General features: G+C 68.6%; 10 protein-coding genes. 3 read left to right on the plus strand and 7 right to left on the minus strand.

What is annotated here, in order from left to right; translation table 11 throughout:
* Window positions 1–23 precede the first annotated feature (23 nt).
* Window positions 24–3,560 (plus strand): indolepyruvate ferredoxin oxidoreductase family protein, encoded by a 3,537-nt coding sequence (locus QM732_RS19565; protein ID WP_415657763.1) that lies wholly within the window; start codon window positions 24–26, stop codon window positions 3,558–3,560.
* A 12-nt stretch (window positions 3,561–3,572) separates the two neighbouring features.
* Here QM732_RS19565 and QM732_RS19570 read toward each other — a convergent pair whose 3' ends face one another.
* A complete protein-coding gene (locus tag QM732_RS19570) occupies window positions 3,573–4,118 on the minus strand; it encodes a DinB family protein (RefSeq protein ID WP_415657764.1) in 546 nt (181 codons plus the stop codon).
* 104 nt (window positions 4,119–4,222) lie between these two features.
* On the opposite strand from QM732_RS19570, the gene QM732_RS19575 reads away from it, so the two are divergent.
* Window positions 4,223–6,916 carry a CHASE domain-containing protein gene (locus QM732_RS19575; RefSeq protein ID WP_415657765.1) on the plus strand — a complete coding sequence of 898 codons (2,694 nt, stop codon included), beginning with the start codon at window positions 4,223–4,225 and terminating at the stop codon, window positions 6,914–6,916.
* A 44-nt stretch (window positions 6,917–6,960) separates the two neighbouring features.
* Complete coding sequence (locus tag QM732_RS19580) at window positions 6,961–8,091, plus strand: ABC transporter substrate-binding protein (protein WP_415657766.1); 1,131 nt, start codon at window positions 6,961–6,963, stop codon at window positions 8,089–8,091.
* On the opposite strand, the gene QM732_RS19585 is transcribed toward QM732_RS19580, so the two are convergent.
* The 6 genes from QM732_RS19585 to QM732_RS19610 all read right to left on the minus strand — a co-directional run bounded on the left by QM732_RS19585 (window position 8,088) and on the right by QM732_RS19610 (window position 18,760).
* Window positions 8,088–9,038, minus strand: coding sequence for a transglutaminase family protein (locus tag QM732_RS19585; RefSeq protein WP_415657767.1), 951 nt, complete (start codon window positions 9,036–9,038; stop codon window positions 8,088–8,090). The two genes, QM732_RS19580 and QM732_RS19585, sit on opposite strands and share 4 nt — an antisense overlap.
* On the minus strand, window positions 9,035–11,761 hold the full coding sequence (locus tag QM732_RS19590) for a circularly permuted type 2 ATP-grasp protein (protein ID WP_415657768.1): 2,727 nt from the start codon (window positions 11,759–11,761) through the stop codon (window positions 9,035–9,037). The genes QM732_RS19585 and QM732_RS19590 overlap by 4 nt, the downstream gene beginning before the upstream one ends.
* A gap of 104 nt (window positions 11,762–11,865) precedes the next feature.
* Complete coding sequence (locus tag QM732_RS19595; RefSeq protein ID WP_415657769.1) at window positions 11,866–12,714, minus strand: alpha/beta fold hydrolase; 849 nt, start codon at window positions 12,712–12,714, stop codon at window positions 11,866–11,868.
* An 88-nt stretch (window positions 12,715–12,802) separates the two neighbouring features.
* Window positions 12,803–16,219: a DUF2126 domain-containing protein gene (locus QM732_RS19600; RefSeq protein WP_415657770.1), complete on the minus strand. Its 3,417-nt coding sequence runs from the start codon at window positions 16,217–16,219 to the stop codon at window positions 12,803–12,805.
* A 9-nt stretch (window positions 16,220–16,228) separates the two neighbouring features.
* Window positions 16,229–17,164 (minus strand): alpha-E domain-containing protein, encoded by a 936-nt coding sequence (locus tag QM732_RS19605; RefSeq protein ID WP_415657771.1) that lies wholly within the window; start codon window positions 17,162–17,164, stop codon window positions 16,229–16,231.
* Window positions 17,165–17,326: 162 nt separating this feature from the next.
* On the minus strand, window positions 17,327–18,760 hold the full coding sequence (locus tag QM732_RS19610; protein ID WP_415657772.1) for a circularly permuted type 2 ATP-grasp protein: 1,434 nt from the start codon (window positions 18,758–18,760) through the stop codon (window positions 17,327–17,329).
* Window positions 18,761–18,894: the final 134 nt, after the last annotated feature.

Below are 18,894 nucleotides of genomic sequence, written 5' to 3' on the forward strand. Positions count from 1 at the left end.
ATTCCTCGCCCCAAGGAGACACCATGGCCGACACCACCGCCCTGCGCCCCTACCAGCTCAGCGACAACCTCGCGGCCGACAGCGGCGCCGTCTTCCTGACCGGCACGCAAGCCCTGGTACGGCTGCTGCTCGCACAGAAGAAGCAGGACGAGCGCGCGGGACTGAACACGGCCGGCTTCGTCTCCGGCTACCGCGGCTCGCCGCTGGGCATGGTGGATCAGCAGCTGTGGAAGGCCAAGAAGTTCCTGGACGCGGCGCACATCGAGTTCCTGCCCGCCATCAACGAGGATCTGGCCGCCACGGCCTGTCTCGGCGTGCAGCGCGTGGCGCTGGACCCGCAGCGCACCGTCGATGGCGTGTTCGCGATGTGGTACGGGAAGGGACCGGGGGTGGATCGCTCGGGCGACGCGCTAAAGCATGGCAATGTCTACGGCACGAGCACGCAAGGCGGCGTGCTGGTCGTCGTCGGCGACGACCACGGCTGCGTGTCCAGCAGCACGCCACACCAGAGCGACCAGGCGTTGCAGGCCTGGAGCATGCCGCTGGTGCACCCGGCCAACGTGGCCGAGTACCTGGAGTTCGGCCTGTATGGCTGGGCGCTGTCGCGCTTTTCCGGTGCCTGGGTCGGCTTCAAGGCCATCTCCGAGGTCGTTGAGAGCGGCATGACGGTGGACCTGGACGCCGTGCCGCTGGACTTCGAGTACACCGTCGACTACACGGCTCCAACCAACCTGCACATCCGCTCGGTCGACCTGCCGTCGCTGGAGCTGGAAACACGCCTAGCGCACAAGATCGACGCCGTGAAGGCCTTCGCCCGGGTCAACAGCATCGACAAGCACATCGTCGTGAGTCCCGCGGCGACGCTGGGCATCGTCACGGTGGGCAAGGCGCACTATGACTTCATGGAGGTGCTGCGCCGGCTTGACCTGGACCCCAACGCGCTGGCCGCAGCCGGCGTGCGCGTCTACAAGGTGGGCCTGGTCTACCCGCTGGAGCCCACCCGCATTACCGAGTTCTGCGCCAATCTGACCGATGTGCTGGTCATCGAGGAGAAGGGCCCGGTCGTCGAGCGCCAGGTCAAGGAGCTGCTGTACCACCTGCCCGACTTCCAGCGCCCGCGCGTCGTCGGCAAGACCGACGAGCACGGCTGCCCGGTGCTGAGTGCCCTGGGCGAACTGCGCCCCAGCCGCATCATGGGCACGGTGGCAGACTGGCTGGCGCGGCTCAATCCAGCGCTGGACCGACGCCATCTGGTCGTCGACTTCCTGACACCGCAGTTGCTCTCCAACGCCGCCGACACGGTGCGCCGCCAACCCTATTTCTGCTCAGGCTGCCCGCACAACACCTCCACGAAGCTGCCAGAGGGCTCGCGTGCGCTGGCCGGCATCGGCTGCCACTTCATGGCGAGTTGGATGGAGCGCGGCACGTCAGGCCTGATCCAGATGGGTGCCGAGGGCGTGGATTGGGCGGCGCACAGCCGCTTCACGAAGGAGAAGCACGTCTTCCAGAACCTGGGCGACGGCACGTACTACCACTCGGGCTACCTGGCCATCCGCCAGGCCATCGCGGCCCGAGCCAACATCACCTACAAGATCCTCTACAACGACGCCGTCGCGATGACCGGCGGCCAACCGGTGGACGGCCAGGCCAGCGTGCCGCAGATCGCCCGCCAGGTCGAGGCCGAGGGCGTGAAGCGCCTGGTGATCGTCTCCGACGACACGGCCAAGTACGACGGTCATCACGGCCTGTTCCCCGCCGGCACCACCTTCCACGACCGCAGCGAGCTGGATTCGGTTCAGCGCGAGCTCAGGGATATCGAAGGCGTGACGGTGCTGATTTACGACCAGACCTGCGCAGCCGAGAAGCGCCGCCGCCGCAAGAAGAAGGAATTCCCGGATCCGCCGCGCCGCATCTTCATCAACGAGGCTGTCTGCGAGGGCTGCGGCGACTGCGGCGTCGCGAGCAACTGCCTCAGCGTGGTACCTGTCGAGACCGACTGGGGTCGCAAGCGGGCCATCGAGCAGAGCAGCTGCAACAAGGACTTCTCCTGCGTGAACGGCTTCTGCCCCAGCTTCGTGTCGGTGCACGAGCCGGTACTGAAGAAGAAGGCCGGCGCCAGCTACACGGCGCAAGACCTGGCCCGCGAGATTGCCGCCATCCAGCCACCCGCGGCATGGGACTGGACCGGGCCGTTCGACATGCTGGTCACCGGCGTGGGCGGTACCGGCGTCGTCACGGTCGGCGCGCTGGTCACCATGGCCGCGCACCTGGAGGGCAAGCAGGCATCCGTGCTGGACTTCATGGGTTTTGCGCAGAAGGGCGGCGCGGTGCTGAGCTTCGTGCGCGTGGCTCCGACGCTGGACCTGCTCAACCAGGTGCGCATTGACACGCAACAAGCCGACGTGCTGCTGGCCTGCGACATGGTGGTCGGTGCCTCTCCCGATGCCCTTGGCACGGTCAAGGCCGGCCGCACCGTCATCCTCGCCAATACGCACGAACTGCCGACGGCAGGCTTCGTGCGCAACCCAGACGCCTCGCTGCAAGGCGGCTCGCTGCTGGCCAAGATGAAGTTTGCCGTCGGCGAGCACGGGGCGCTGGACACGATCGACGCACAGGACATCTCGCAGCGCCTGATGGGCGACACGCTGCCCAGCAACATCATCATGCTGGGCGCCTGCTGGCAGCGCGGCCTGGTTCCGGTCAGCGAGGCCGCGCTGATGCGCGCCATCGAGCTCAACGGCGTCGCCACCGAAGCCAACAAGACCGCGTTCGCGCTCGGCCGCCTGGCCATCGCGGCACCGGATGCCATCCAGCGCCTGGCCGGCGACGTCAACGTCGTGAAGCTCTTCAACTTCGATCAGCTCGACGGCGCCGACGGCCTGATTGAGCGCCGCGCCAGCTTCCTTACCGCATACCAGGACGCCGCCTACGCCTCCCGCTACCGGGCGTTGGTCGACCGCGTTCGCTCCGTCGAGGCGCAGCTCGGCAAGGGTCAGCGGCTGACGCAGGCCGTGGCCCGCTACTACGCCAAGCTGCTGGCCATCAAGGACGAGTACGAAGTCGCGCGCCTGTACACCGACGGCCGCTTCATGGCCGCAATGAAGGAGCAGTTCGAGAACTGGGAGTCGCTGAGCTTTCACCTCGCGCCGCCACTGATCGCTAGGCCCGGCGCCGACGGCCGCGCCAGGAAGATCGAGCTGGGCTCATGGACCTTCACGGCCTTCAAGTGGCTGGCGAAGTTCAAGGGTCTGCGCGGCGGCGCGCTGGACATCTTCGGCAGGACCGAGGAGCGGCGCATGGAGCGCCAACTGATCAATGACTACGAGAAGCTGGTCGACGAGATCCTCGCCTCGCTGAACTCCGACAACCTCAACACCGCTGTCGAGCTGGCCCGCCTGCCGGAGAAGATCCGCGGCTACGGGCACGTGAAGCACGCCAATGTCGTGGCGGTGAAGAAGCAATGGCAGGTCCTGCTGGACCGCTTCCACGGCCGTGTGGCCGACGTCCCCGCCCAGCCGATGGCCATGCCCGTGCGCGTCAAGGGCGTGGCGGAGCTCTGAGGTGGCCCCGGCTCAGACCGGTTCCTGCCAACCCAGAACGGCCATGTCGCGGCCGCGGTGAACGCTGTCGCCCAGCAGGATGAAGTCATCCAGCTGCGGCGGTTTCACCGCCGTTCCGGCCAGCATCGCGTGCGCCTGTCCGCGATGATGGGTCTGGTGCATGAACAGGTGAGCCAGCACTCGCCCCAACGGCTCGCGCGGACCGGCCTCCAAACCGGCACCACGGTCGAAAGCCACGATGCGGTCCTCGTCGCCCGCGCGCAGCGTTGCGCAAAAGGCGATCAGCCGCTGGTCGCTCTCGTCCTGTCGCGTCGCCAGCTCGGACGCCGTCCGGGCCGGCACATAACGCGCCCAGATGTGGCGCATCGCCGCATCGCCATGCAATGCGGCGATGTAGTAGTGGTCCACATTGAGGATGTGATTTAGCGTCAACGCGAGGCTGGGAAAGAAGCTCGTGCGCGGCGCATGGAAATCGGCGTCGGACAGCGAGCCCACGGCGGCCAGCAGACGCCGGTTGGCAAGGCAGTTGGCGCGCGCCTGAGTGAGGAAGAGGTCCATGGCGCTCCATTGTGCGCGGCCGGCGCCACCGACGATGGATGACGCCGCCCTCCGGACATGCTTCAATGGTCCGCAACGCCGAAGAGAAGAGAGCCCGTTTCATCATGCCGAAGATGGTCAGTGCGACTGCCTGGGTGGCGGCGACTGCGGCGCTGTCCATCGGCCTCGCGCTGACGGCCGGCGCCGTCGTCTGGCAGCAGCAGCGCGCCAGCGCGGAGGCGCACAACCTGCAGGAACGCCAGGTCGAGCGCCTGCAAAGCGACGTCATCAAGCGGCTGACGATGCCGGTCTACGGGCTCAAGGGCGCGCGCGGTGCCCTGGCCGCTCTGGAAGGCAGGTTCAGCCGCCAAGCCTTCGACGCCTACGTCGAGTCCCGCGACCTGCCGGTGGAGTTTCCCGGCGTGCGCGGCTTCGGCTTCATCGAGAGGGTGGCGCGCCGCGACCTGGGCACCTTCGTCGCCGCCCGCCAGCGCCAGGGCGCCGCGGGTTTCGGCGTGCACGGCTCGGGCAGTGACGAGACGCTTTACGTCGTCACGCAGATCGCGCCCTTCTCGCGCAACTTCCCGGCCTGGGGCATGGACCTGGGCGCCGACCCGGTGCGACGTCAGGCCATAGAACGAGCCATAGATACCGGCGAGGCAACGCTCTCCGCCCCCTTGCGCCTGGTGCAGGACCCGCTGAAGGGCCCGGGCTTCCTGCTGCTGGTGCCGGTCTACCGGCAGGGGCTGGACCCGGGCTCGCCGGAGCAACGCCGCATGGCCTTGCAGGGTGTGCTGTGCGCACCGCTGGTGGCCAACGATCTGCTGCGAGGCGTGGCCGAGCCGGCGGCGGCGCTGCTGGACCTGAAGTTGTCGGCCAGCACCGGTGATGGCGAGTTCAAACCGCTGATGGCGGTGCGCCGGGGGCATGTCCTGACGTCCGACGAGGCCTCCACCTACACGCTGGTGGATGACCCGACGGCCGAAACGCTCTATTTCACGGTCGCCGGTCGCGAGTTCATGCTGGACACCGCGCTGACGCATGGCGCCGCCATGACGCTGCTGGGCCTGTCCGGCATCGGGCTGGAGCTGGGCGGCGCGCTGCTGAGCCTGCTGCTGGCCGTGACGGTCTATCTGCTGGCCAGCGGCCGGGCACGCGCCGAGCAGATGGCGCGCGACATGACGGCCGACCTCGCGCGCCTGGCGCGCGTTGCCAGCCACACCACCAATGGTGTCCTCATCACCGATCCCGAGCGCCGCATCGTCTGGGTCAACGAGGGCTTCACGCGCCTGAGCGGCTACACCGGCACCGAGGCCCTGGGCCACCAGCCAGGTGAGCTGCTTCATTCCGAGCTCACCGACGCCGACACCGTGCACGGCATGCGCGAGGCCATGAGCGTCGGCATGGGCTGCAAGGCGGAGCTGATGCATCGCGCCCGCGACGGCCGCGACTACTGGGTCGATGTCGAGATCCAGCCGCTGCTCGACGACGGCGGCGCACTCACCGGCTTCATGCTGGTCCAGTCCGACATCACGGCACGCAAGGCCCTGCAAGCCCAGGCCGACGAGGCGCGGCAGAGCCTGCAGGATCTCTATGACAACGCGCCCTGCGCCTACTACGCATTGGACGGCAATGGCCGCTTTCTGCAGATCAACGCGCTGGGCCTGAGTTGGCTGGGCTGCACGACTGCGCAGTTGGTCGGTCGCGCCAGCCCGGCCGACTTCTTCGACGACCAGGGCCGCGCCCTTTTCAACGAAGCCTTCCCGCGCTTCATGCGCGAGGGCCGGGTCTCGGGGCTGGAATTCGACATCACCGGCCGCCATGGCCAGACGCGCCGAGTCAGCCTGTCGGCCACGGCCGTCTACGACGCCAGCGGCACCTACCTGCGCAGCCGCTCGGTGATGTTCGACATCAGCGAGACGCACCACATCCGCCAGCAACTGCACCAGCTGACCCTGGACCAGGAGGCCATGCTGGAAAGCGATCTCATCGGCATGGCCAAGATGCGCGGGCGCCACACCATCTGGCGCAACCATGCGCTGGAACGCATCTTCGGCTATGCAGACGGCGAGCTGCTCGGCGTGCCGATACGGCAGCTTTACCTCGATGACACCTCCTACGAGACGCTGGGCGCCCTGGCCTACCCGCAGCTTAGGGCCGGCGGGCGCTTCCGCACCCAACTGCAGATGCGCCGCAAGGACGGCTCGCCCATCTGGGTGGACCTGTCGGGCGTCGACCTGCCCGGCAGCGGCGTCGAGTCGCTGTGGATGATGGTGGATATCACGCAGAGCAAGGCCCATGAGGCGCGCATGGAGCGCGCGGCCCTGCACGATGGGCTGACCGGCCTGCCCAACCGCATGCTGCTGGCCGACCGCCTCAAGCAGGCCATCGCCGCCGCCGAGCGCATGGGCCATGTCTTCGCACTGGCCTATCTCGACCTGAACGGCTTCAAGCAGATCAACGACACCCACGGCCATGACGCTGGGGACGAGGTCCTCAAGGTCGTGGCCGCCCGGCTGCACGCCGGCCTGCGCACCAGTGACACGGTGGCCCGCCTGGGTGGCGACGAGTTCGTCGTGCTGCTGACACCGCAGCAGGCGCCAGCCGACGCCGAGCCGGTACTGAACCGACTGCTGGATGCGCTGTGCCAGCCCGTCACGCTGGCGTCGGGGGAGCCGGTGGCCGTCGGCAGCAGCCTGGGCCTGGCCCATTTCCCGGCCGACGGCCGCACGCCGGAAACGCTGATGCGCCGCGCAGACGAAGCAATGTTTGCTAACAAACGCGCCGGACGCCCAAGCACAAGCACCAGCAGGAGCTGATTTAGTTCACAGCGCCCGGCCGCCCGCCAGGGCATCATGGGTCCATGCAGACCCGTCGTCGCTTCAACCAATTCGCCCTGGCCGGCCTCGCCCTGCCGGCTGCCCGAGCTGCCCGCGCCCAGGAGCGCGCCATCGTGCTCGGCCAGTCCGTGCCGTTGACCGGCCCCGCGGCCCAATTGGGCCTGCAGATGCAGCTGGGCGCGCGAGCCTACTTCGAGGCCGTCAACGCCGCCGGCGGGGTGGGCGGCCTGCCTGTCGTGCTGAAGACGCTGGATGACGGCTACGACCCGGCGCGCTGCAAGGCCAACACCGAGAAGTTCATCCACGACGAGGTCTTCGCCCTGTTCGGCTATGTGGGCACGCCCACCTCGCTGGCGGCCCTGCCGCTGGCAACAGCTGCCAGGATGCCCTTCATCGCGCCCTTCACCGGCGCCGAGTCGCTGCGTGACCCCTTCAACCGCCTGGTCTTCCACATCCGCGCGTCCTATTACGACGAGACCGAACTCATCGTCAAGCAGCTCACCCAGCTGGACCTGAAGAAGATCGCCGTCTTCCATCAGAACGACGCCTACGGCCAGGCCGGCCTCAAGGGCGTGCAGCGGGCCCTGGAGAAGCGCGGGCTGCAGCCCGCGGCCGTCGCCACCGTGGAGCGCAACAGCGTGGATGTGGCCGCCGCGCTCAAGGCCCTGCTGCCTGCCAAGCCCGAGGCCATCGTGCAGATCAGCGCCTACAAGAGCTGCGCGGCCTTCATCCGTGGGGCCCGCAAGGCCGGCTGGGGCGGGCAGTTCTACAACGTCTCCTTCGTTGGCACCCAGGCTCTGGCCGATGAGCTGGGCAAGGATGCGGCTGGCGTCGTCGTCTCGCAGGTCATGCCCTCGCCCTTCGGCACCGCAGCCGGTCTCGTCAACGACTACCAGCAGGCCCTGCTGCGCCTGGACGCCAAGGCCGAGCCCAACTACACCAGCATCGAGGGTTATCTGGCGGCGCGCGTCGTCGTGGATGGCCTGCGCCGCCTGGGCGGTCGACCAACGCGCGATGGCCTGGTCGCCGCGCTGGAGACGCTGTCGGGCTACGAATCGCGCGGCTACCGGCTGCAGTTCTCTCCCAACCGGCACGTCGGCTCCAGCTTCGTGGAGCTGTCCATGCTGACGGGCGACGGCAAGGTCAGGCGCTAGGCACCTGGGCCTGCTGCGTCGCCACCGGCCCAGGGCTCCACCGTCACGGCCACGCGCAGCGTCGCCACGCCGCCGCCACGCAGCACGCCACGCAGCGGCGCCACGTCGGCATAGTCGCGTCCCCAGGCCAGCGTCACGTGGTCCAGGCCCGCAGGCATGGCGTTGGTCGGATCCAGCGCCAACCAGCCCTGCTCGGGGCACCACAGCTCGGCCCAGGCATGCGAAGCATCCGCGCCGACCAGCTTCGGTCCGTCCTCGGGCGGGCGGGTCAGCAGATAGCCCGACACGTAGCGCGCTGCCAGGCCCAGCGAACGGCACGCCGCAATGAAGACATGGGCGAAGTCCTGGCAGACTCCGCTGCGTTGTGCCAATGCGTCCGCCGCACGGGTGGCGACCGTGGTGCTCTGCGGCAGGTAGCGCAGGTCTGCATGGATCTGGCGCATCAGCGACAGTCCTCCCGCGGCCAGCGTGCGGCCGCGCGTGAAGGCACGGCGGGCATAGGCTGCCAGGGCCTCGTCCGGTATGGCATAGGCCGAGGCCAGCGCGAACTCGTCGGCTTCCTGTAGTGCCCGCCCGGCGCGGTAGTGCAGGCCCTGGGCGACCGATTCCCAGTCCGGTCCGCGCGCCGGGTCGGGCACCGGGCGCTCCTGCAGTTCTGCGATGAAGCGGCTGTCGACAACGAGCTTCTCGTGCATGCGCGCATGGCCGAAGCTGAAGTGCCGGTTCCCCCAGGGGTCGCAGCGCAGGTGGCGGGCCAATTCGGCCGTGTCCAGCTCAAGGCCCTCGATGCCCCAGCCGTCTGGCAACGGCGTGATGTCCAGTTGCCAGCCACTGACCCGCTGCCAGGGCGTGTCGCGCGGCGTCAGGCAGGCCGCGTGGTAGGCCCACTCCACCGCGTCCTCGTAGGTGTACTCGGTGACGTGGTGGACGGCCAATCTGACGTTCATTGCCACACCCGCTGCTCCGCGCCGATGACGTGGGCGAAATAGCGCTGGCTGATGAGGCTGGACAGCTCGCCCGCCTGCGCGGCCGCGCGCCTGAGGTGCTCGACCAGGAACGGCCCCGGTGCGGCCAGCTCTGCCAGCGGCCAGGCCTCGGGCACGGGCAGCCCGGCGGCAACGTCGGCCGCCCAGCCGGGATCGTGGCGGGCCAGCTTGGCGAAGCGGTCGCGCAGCGTGCGCGCCACCCATGCCAGCGAACGCGGGTTGTCGGTGTCGTGTACCAGCAGGTGCAACAGCGGCGGCGCCTCGCGGCGCGCCTGGTACTGCGCGCGATAGGTGATGGTGGAGTCGAAAACACCCAGCAGCAGCACGAAGCCGTCCTCGGTGAGGGCCAGAGGTTGCACCTGCCCCGGGGCCTGTCCTGTGCCCGGCTTATCCCCTGGCGGGGTCAAGGGAACTTCGGGCGACCCGGCGCTTCCTTGCTCGAAGGCCTCCGCCAGCACCTCGGCATGGAAGGACAGGCGCTCGATCTGCCGGCCGATGGACAGCAGCCGCCAGCCGTCATCGCGCGTCATGCGGTCGGTCTGGGCGCCGGTGATGGCGGCCAGGTGGGTGTCGGCCCGGGCCAGCACGTTGAGCACGTCAGTCATGGGTGCCGGGCCGGGGCGGTCCAGCACGGCGCGCAGGTGTTGCTCGAACTGCGCTGCCGTCTCGTGGATCAGCCTCCAGGCCTCTGGCGACAGCCGCTCGCGCAGCGCCTGGGCGCAGCCCTGCAGCGCACGCAGGTTCCAACCGACGCTGGTGACGCCGGAGGCGGGCAGCAGGGCAGTCAGCAGCGCCCGCTCGAAACCGCCCGGATTGTCTGCAACGCGCGGCGCATCGGCGTCGACGAGGCCGTGGCGGCGCGCCAGGGCATCCAGCAGCGGCAACATGGGCGCCGGCATGGCGCCGCGACGCACCATGACGCTGGCTTCGATGACGTGGCGTGCCAGCCGCGCGCTGTTCTCGGCGCGCTCGGTGTAACGGCCCAGCCAGAACAGGTTCTCGGCGGCGCGGCTGGTGACGGTCCAGTGCACCTGCGCAAGGTCGGCGGCCTGCAGGGGCTGGGGCAGCAGCGTCGTCGCATCGACCTCGCCGTCGGTCATGACCCAGGTATCGGCGCTGAGCGAGCCGCGCTGGATGGACAGCCATGCGTCCGCCAGCGGATCGCGCCGCGGCGCTACGCGCGCCAGACCGCCGGGCAGCACCGTCCAGCCCCCCTGGCCATCGGTCATCGCGAACACGCGCAGTACGGCCACACGCGGCTCCAGTGCGCCACGCGTCCAGACCGGCTGCTTGGTGGGCTTGACGCGCGCCTGCAGCGTGTAAGCAGTGGGGTCGGTATCGATGCGCGCGGCCAGCTGCCAGAGCTGCTCGTCGGTCAGCTCGGCCGCGACGATGGGGGAGAAGCTGCGCGTCGTGCCGCTGGCCGAGAACGTGGGCACGACGATGAACTCCGCCAGCCGCGGACGCAGCGTGCGCCATGCGCTCTCCTCGCCGCACCACCAACTCTGGATGGCCGGCAACGTCAGAGTCTCGCCGAGCAGGCTCTCAGCCACGCCAGGCCAGAAGGCCGACAGGCCCGGGCTCTCCAGCCAGCCGGCGCCCGGTACGTTGGCGATGACGACCTCGCCAGCACGCGCCGCCTGCAGCAGCCCTGGCACGCCGAGGATGGAATCAGGGCGCAGCTCCAGCGGATCCAGCCAGGTGTCGTCCACACGGCGCAGCAGCACGTGCACGCGCTCCAGGCCGGCCAGAGTCTTGAGGTAGACCTTGTCGGCACGCACCGTCAGGTCGGCGCCCTCGACCAGCGTGATGCCGAGGTAGCGTGCCAGGAAGGCCTGCTCGAAGTAGGTCTCGTTGCGCGGCCCCGGCGTCAGCAGTGCGACGCGGCTGCGCTCGCCAGCGGGCGAGAGCCGTGTAAGGGTCTGGATGAAGTCACGGTAGCTCGCGGCCAAGCGCTGCACGGCCATCTGGCGGAAGGCCTCCGGGAACTGCTGGGCAATGATGAGCCGGTTCTCCAGCACGTAGCCCAGTCCGGAAGGCGCCTGCGTGCGCTGCCCCACCACCCACCAGTGGCCGTCGGCGCAGCGCGTTAGGTCGAAGGCGAGCACATGCAGGTGCACCGCCCCCGCCGGCTGGCTGCCGTGCATGGCGCGCAGGTACTGCGGGTGGGCCAGCACCAGCGAGGCAGGCAGCAGGCCCTGCTGCAGCAGGCGACGCTCGCCATAGGTGTCGGCCATAACGGCGTTGAGAAGCCGGGCGCGCTGAGCGATGCCGGCCTCGATGCCGCGCCATTCCCCGGGCTCGATGAGCATGGGCAGCAGCTCCAGCGGCCAGTGGCGGGCCAGCGGCGCGCCGTCCCGGCCGCCCTGGCCGGGCAGCGGCGGCGCGTCGCTATGCACGTTGTAGCTGGCGCCGTCCTCCAGCACTCGGCGCTGCACGCGCAACGCCTTGGCGCTGAGCTCCTGCCAGCCCGCCGCGCCGCCGGCTGAGAAGAAGCGCTGCCAACGTTCTGCCAGCCCGCCCTGCGGCTCGCCGGGCCGGTTGACCTTGCCCGTCAGCTCGTAGAAGTGGCCGTCGCGGCTGCGCAGCGCGGCCGACAGCGCCTGCGCCAGCGGGTCCGGCACCAGCGCTTCATCAGGCTCGTCGGGCAGCAGGCTCCACTGGCTGGGGGTGAGCTCAGACATGGGCGATGCGGGTCGGGGCTGTCATGCGGCGCGAAGGGGGCGGAAAGAGCATTGTCGAGCAAGCGCCCCGACGGGGCCTGGCGGGTGCCGCGACGCCGGAGGCGCTAGCGGTCCTGGAGGAAAGCGCGCAACACACGCTCCGCGGCCTCGGGATCGTCGCGCCAGGGGCCATGGCCGACACCTGGGAAGCGTTCGAACTGCACCCAGGGCGCGGGCAGCGCGGCGACGATCTCCTCGGCATCCTGCGGCGGCGTGACGGGATCCTCCTCGCCGGCCATCACCAGCACCGGGCACTGCACCCGTGCCAGGCCGGGTGTCAAGTCCATGCCGGGCAGCTCCGTGCGCGTGTGCGTGAACAGGATTTCGGGCTTGAAGATCATCCAACCACCGGCATCGGGGTTCTTGGGCCGGGTGTTATAGAGGTGGCGGCAGTGCTTCTCGTAGAGCGCCCAGCTCGCCGGGCCCGGGTTCTCCCAGAACTCTCGCGTGGCTGCTGCCGCCTCGGGGCCACCGAGCGCGCCGAAGCGTTCGATCTTGCGTTCCAGGCCGAAGTGGTGGGAGGTGCTGGACAGCACGACCTTGCCCGGATGCGCCGGGTGGCGTGCCAGATAGCGCTGTGCGACGAAGCCACCGAAGCTCTGGCCCAGCACGATGGGCTTCACGACGCCCAGCGCGTCGCACAGCCGCACGACGTCGTCGGCGAACACGTCCAGCACCCATTCCTCGGCCGGCCGCGGATCGCTGCGCCCATGGCCGCGCAGGTCGAAGTAGACGATCTGGCAGAGGTCCGTGAAGCGGCTGAAGAAGGGCCGGAAGCCCGTGTGGTCGAAGCCAGGCCCGCCGTGGATGAGGACGAGGGTGGGCTTCTGGTTCAACACGGGGCCTTGCGGCTCGTGGCCCAGGCCCTCGATGTCGACGAAGAGGCGGACGCCAGGCTGGATTTCGATGAGCATGTCGGTGATGCCCGCCGCCAGCGGCCACAGGCCACTCCCCTCGCAAGGGGGGAGCTCGCAGCGCGGGCGTGGGGGGCGTTGTTTCCTTCTAGTTTGCCTTGCGCAGGTCCAGGGTGAACGGGAACTCGAGGCTGCGCTGCGGTTCCCTCACCTCGACACACCCCGGCGAGTGGCCGATGGCCGCGAAGCGCGCCAGGCGCCGACTCTCGGCTTCGTAGGCATTCACGGGAAGCGTCGCGTAGTTGCGCCCGCCCGGGTGAGCGACGAAATAGCGGCAGCCCCCAAGGGACTTCTGCTGCCAGGTGTCGATGAGGTCCAAGGTCAGCGGCGCGTGGATGCCAATGGTGGGGTGAAGCGCTGACGGGGGCAGCCAGGCGCGGTAACGCACCCCGCAGACGAACTCGCCGACGCGGCCGGTGGGCTGCAGCGGCAGCGCATGGCCGTTGACGGTGATGCGGTGGCGTGGATCGACCAGACCGCTGACATGAATCTCCAGCCGCTCCAGTGATGAGTCCACGTAGCGCACCGTGCCGCCGGCCGTACCCTCTTCGCCCATCACATGCCAGGGCTCCAGCGCGCCGCGCAGCGTCACGTGCACGCCACGCGAGGCGAACTCGCCGACCTTGGGGAAACGGAACTCGAAGTGCGGCGAAAACCATTCGGCGTCGAGCAAATAGCCTGCTTCGGCCATGTCCTGCATGACGTCGGCGAAGTCCTCTCGCACGAAGTACGGCAGCAGCCAGCGGTCGTGCAGTTCGGTACCCCAGCGCACCAACGGCGCGCGATAGGGCCGGCGCCAGAAGCGCGCCACCAGCGCCCGCAGCAGCAACTGCTGCACGATGCTCATGCGCGCATGCGGTGGCATCTCGAAGGCGCGCAGTTCCAGCAAGCCGAGCCGCCCCGTGGACGAATCCGGCGAGTAGAGCTTGTCGATGCAGAACTCGCTGCGATGGGTGTTGCCAGTCACGTCCACCAGCACGTTGCGTAACGCGCGGTCAATGAGCCAGGGAGGGGCGTCGTCGCCCAGCTTGTGGATCTCGGCGAGCGCGATCTCCAGCTCGCGCAGCTGGTCGTTGCGTGCCTCGTCCACGCGCGGGGCCTGGCTGGTGGGGCCGATGAACAGGCCGCTGAAGAGGTAGCTCAGCGACGGGTGGTTGTGCCAGTAGGCCAGCAGCGACGCCAGAAGCGAGGGTCGGCGCAGGAAGGGCGAGTCGCTGGGCGTGGCACCGCCAAGCACGAAGTGGTTGCCGCCGCCGGTACCGCTGTGGCGACCGTCGATCATGAACTTCTCGCTCGACAGCCTGGTGAGGCGCGCAGCCTCGTACAGGAACTCGGTGTGCTGGACCAGCTCGCCCCAGTTGTGGGCCGGGTGGATGTTGACCTCGATGACGCCGGGGTCGGGTGTGACTTGCAGCAACTTCAGGCGCGGGTCGCGCGGCGGCGGGTAACCTTCCAGGACGATCTTGCAGCCGGTGTCCTCGCAGGCGGCTTCCACCGCAGCCAGCAGCTCAAGGTAGTGCTCGACCTTCTCGAGCGGCGGCATGAAGACATAGAGCACGCCGCTCGCCTCGCCCTGTCCCTCGGCCTTGGGCCCGTTGGCGCGGCGCGGGTCGCGGGCCTCGACGCAGAGCGCTGTGCGCGTGAGGCCGCCGGCGCTCTGGAAGCGCTGGGGCACCTCGCCCGCACCCGGCAGGTGGCTGCCGCCCACGCCGCCCAGCCCGCCCAGCGCAGCTGCGCCCGGGCGCAGGCCCGGCGTCGGGCCGGCTGACGTGACGCCCAAGGTCTGCACCCGCAATGCAGCCGCCGCGGGCAGCATGCCGCGCGGCGCGAACGGGTCCTGCTCGATCAGATAGGGGTAGTCGCCCTTGCTGACCCAGGGCAGCGAGTCGAGTGGCAGACGCCAGCCCATGGGCGAGTCACCAGGGTAGAGGTACAGGCGCTCGTCGCGGAAGAACCAGGGGCCGGTCTGCCAGCGGCTGCCACCCAGTGGCGGTGTGCCGGCGTGTCGGATGGGCAGCACGTAGCCGACGACATGGGACAAGCCCTGTTCGAAGACGCGGCGCAGGCGCACCCGTTCCAGCTCGTCGTCAAGGCGTGAGTCGAAGGGGTCGACGTTGACCGGCAGGCGGCGCTCACGCCAGAGGTAGTACCAGGTGTCTTCATAGCCAGGCTGCACGTGGGTGTCCGGCAGGCCCAGGCGCCGGGTCAGCGCCGCCATGAAGGTCTTGGCGTGCTCGCTGGTGTAGGCGTGGCCCTCACGCTCGTCGGCAAACCAGTCCGGATTGCGCCAGCAAGGCTGGCCGTCCGCCCTCCAATAGATGGACAGGGCCCAGCGCGGCAGCTGCTCGCCCGGATACCACTTGCCCTGGCCGAAATGCAGAAAACCGCCTTGGCCGTACTCATCGCGCAGCTTGTGCGTCAGCTGCTGCGCGTAGACGCGCTTCGTGGGGCCTAGCGCCTCGGTGTTCCATTCAGGCGCGTCGCGGTCATCGACGCAGACGAAGGTGGGCTCGCCCCCCATGGTCAGTCTGACATCGCCGGCGACGAGTTCGTGGTCCACACGCTCGCCGAGCTTGAGCACCTCGGCCCACTGCGCCTCGGTGTAGGGTTTGGTCACGCGCGGCGACTCGTAGATGCGCGTGACGCTCATCTCGTGGCTGAACTCGACTTCGCTCTTGTCGACCCCGCCGCTGATGGGCGCCGCGCTGCCGGGAGTGGGCGTCGCGGCCAACGGGATGTGGCCTTCGCCAGCCAGCAGGCCGGACGTGGGATCGAGGCCTATCCAGCCGGCGCCAGGCAGGTAGACCTCGCACCAGGCGTGCAGGTCGGTGAAGTCGACCTCGGTGCCACTGGGCCCATCCAGCGCCTTCTCATCGGGCGTCAGCTGGATCAGATAGCCCGACACGAAGCGCGCCGCCAGGCCCAGGTGGCGAGCCAGTTGCACCAGCAGCCAGCCGGAGTCCCGGCAGGAACCGGAGGCCTTCTCCAGCGTCTCCTCCGGCGTCTGCACGCCGGGCTCCATGCGGATCAGGTAGGACACGCTGTTCTGCACACGCTGGTTCAAGTCGACGATGAAGTCGATGGTGGCCCGCTCGCTGCGCGGGACCTCCTTCAGATAGTCGGCCAGCAGCGGCGTTGCGGCCTCCACCTGCAGATAGGGCGCCAGCTCGATCTGCTGCGCCTCGTCGTAGGCAAACGGGAAAGTCTGGGCGTGCGGCTCCAGGAAGAAGTCGAAGGGGTTGTAGACCGCCATCTCTGCGACCAGGTCCACCGTGACGGTGAACTCGGTCGTCTTCTCCGGGAACACCAGCCGCGCGAGGTAGTTGGCGAACGGGTCCTGCTGCCAGTTGACGAAATGGTTGTCAGGTTCGATGCGCAGCGAGTAGGACAGCACCGGCGTGCGGCAGTGCGGCGCCGGGCGCAGGCGCACGACCTGCGGGCCGAGGCTGACCGGGCGGTCGTACTTGTAGCGGGTGACGTGCTTGAGCGCGACGTGGATGGCCATGCGTAGCCCTCAGACGAGGAAGTCTCTGGAAATGCCGTTGCCAAGATCGGCGACCTCGGCGAGGAAGCCGTCGAGGAAGGGGTGCAGGCCCTGGGCGAGGATCTCGTCGATGCGGCCGAAGGCCAGTTCGGCCTCCAGCCGGCCGACGCGACGCAGCGTCTCGCCGGACTGCGCGTTGGCCACGCGCTTCAGGTTGGCGAGCATGCGCGTCACGCAGTGCGACAGCGAGCGAGGCATGTCGGCGCGCAGGATCAGCAACTCGGCGACCTTGTCGGGCTGGATGACGTTGCTGTAGACCTTCCGGTAAATCTCGAAGCCGGACACCGAACGCAGCACGGCCGACCAGTAGTAGAAGTCGCGCGCCGCGTCGCGCTCCGTGCCGGTGTCGTCCTGACGGTAGAACTTGACGTCCAGCAGCCGCGCCGTGTTGTCCGCCCGCTCCAGGAAGGAACCGATGCGGATGAAGTGGAAAGCCTCATCCTGCAGCATGGTTCCCACCGTCACGCCTCGCGACAGGTGGCTGCGGTACTTGACCCACTCGAACAGCTGCGAAGGATCGCGCGTCAGCGCACCCTCGCGCAGCAGGCGGCGGAACTCCAGCCATGTCTGGTTCATGGTCTCCCAGACTTCGGTCGTGAGAGATCCGCGCACGGCCCGCGCGTTCTCCCGCGCAGCGCGAAGGCAGTTGAAGATGGACGAGAGGTTGCTCTCGTCGGCCACCATGAACTCCATGACGTTGCGGCTGTTGATCGTCGAGTACTTGGCACCGTAGAGGCCGTTCAGCTCGGAGATGGACACCAGGCTGCGCCATGTCTGCTCGGACTCGTCGGCGGACTGGGGCTGCAGGGAGGTCTGGTAGGCGATGTCCAGCATCCGGGCCGTGTTCTCGGCCCGCTCGATATAGCGGCTCAGCCAGAACAGATGGTCAGCAGTCCTAGACAGCATGCTTGGACTCCGGTTCGTTGGCCGAAAACGCCGCGCGCGCCGTCGCGCGCCGCCGTGTTGAGGCTTCGCCCCGAGCGCTACGCACTCGACCGGACTGCTCGGCACACCGGCTCAGCCGGAAAAGATGGTCTGCGGTCCTTGACAGCATTGATCGGTCCTCCCTCAATCCTCAAGGACCCAGGTGTCCTTGGTCCCGCCGCCCTGGCTGCTGTTGACCACGAGCGAGCCCTCCTTCAGCGCGACCCGTGTCAGCCCGCCCGGCACCATGCGCACCGATGCCCCCGACAGCACGAAGGGTCGCAGATCGATGTGACGGGGCGCGATACCGCTCTCCACGAACGTCGGGCAGGTGGACAACGAAAGTGTCGGCTGCGCGATGTAGTTGCCGGGGTTGGCCATCAGCCGGGCGCGGAAGGCCTCCACCTCGTCCCGGGTTGCTGCCGGCCCGACCAGCATGCCGTAGCCGCCCGCGCCGTGGACTTCCTTGACGACCAGCTCGCAGAGATGGGCCAGCGTGTAGGCCAGATCCTCCTTCTCGCGGCAGACATAGGTGGGTACGTTCTGCAGGATAGGCTTCTCGCCGAGATAGAACTCGATCATCTTCGGCACGTAGGGGTAGATGGACTTGTCATCCGCGATGCCCGTGCCGATGGCGTTGGACAGTGTCACGCGGCCAGCCTTGTAGGCCTCTACCAGGCCCGCGCAGCCCAGCTGCGAGTCGGCGCGGAACACCTGAGGGTCCAGAAAGTCATCGTCGATGCGGCGGTAGATGACGTCCACGCGCCTCGGCCCCCGCGTGGTGCGCATGTAGACGAAGCCGCCATCGACGAACAGGTCCTGGCCTTCCACCAACTCCACGCCCATCTGCTGCGCGAGGAAGGCATGCTCGAAGTAAGCCGAGTTGTACATGCCCGGTGTCATGACAACCACGGTGGGATCGGAAACGCCCGACGGCGCCACGCTGCGCAGCGTGTCCAGCAACAGGTCGGGGTAGTGGGCCACCGGCGCGATACGGTGCTGCACGAACAGGTCGGGGAAGAGCCGCGTCATCATCTTGCGGTTCTCCAGCATGTAGCTCACGCCCGAGGGAACGCGCAGGTTGTCCTCCAGCACGTAGTACTGACCGCTGCCGTCGGCATGGCCAGCACGCACGATGTCGACGCCAGCGATGTGGCTGTAGACGCCGCCAGGCACGTCCACGCCCATCATCTCCTTGCGGAACTGGGCGTTGTTCAGGATCTCGTCGGCGGGCACGATGCCGGCCTTCAGAATCTCCTGCTCATGGTAGACGTCGTGGATGAATCGATTCAGCGCCGTCACCCGCTGGGCCAGGCCGGCCTGCATGGACGTCCATTCTGACGCCGGGATGACGCGCGGGATCAGGTCGAAAGGAATGAGGCGCTCGGTGCCCTCACCTGAATCCTTGTCGCCGTAGACGGCAAAGGTGATGCCCACGCGCCGGAAGATCAGCTCGGCCTGCTCGCGCCGCTCGCGCATCAGCGACTCGGGCTGGTCGGCCAGCCAGCGGGCGTAGGACTCGTAATGCGCGCGGGTTATGGCCCCCGCGGCGTTCATCTCGTCAAAGGCGGTCTGCATCATCGCTCCTGTTCCCAGAACCAGCGACGCAAGTTCCGCGCCCGCGGGAGGCGGCGGCTTCTGGTGCGCGCTGGCACTGCTCGAGTGCAGAATGCCCGCCACCGGGGCGCCGAGGCACCGGATTTATACCGGGG

It is taken from the genome of Roseateles sp., from assembly GCF_047654805.1.
Taxonomy (GTDB): domain Bacteria; phylum Pseudomonadota; class Gammaproteobacteria; order Burkholderiales; family Burkholderiaceae_C; genus Pelomonas.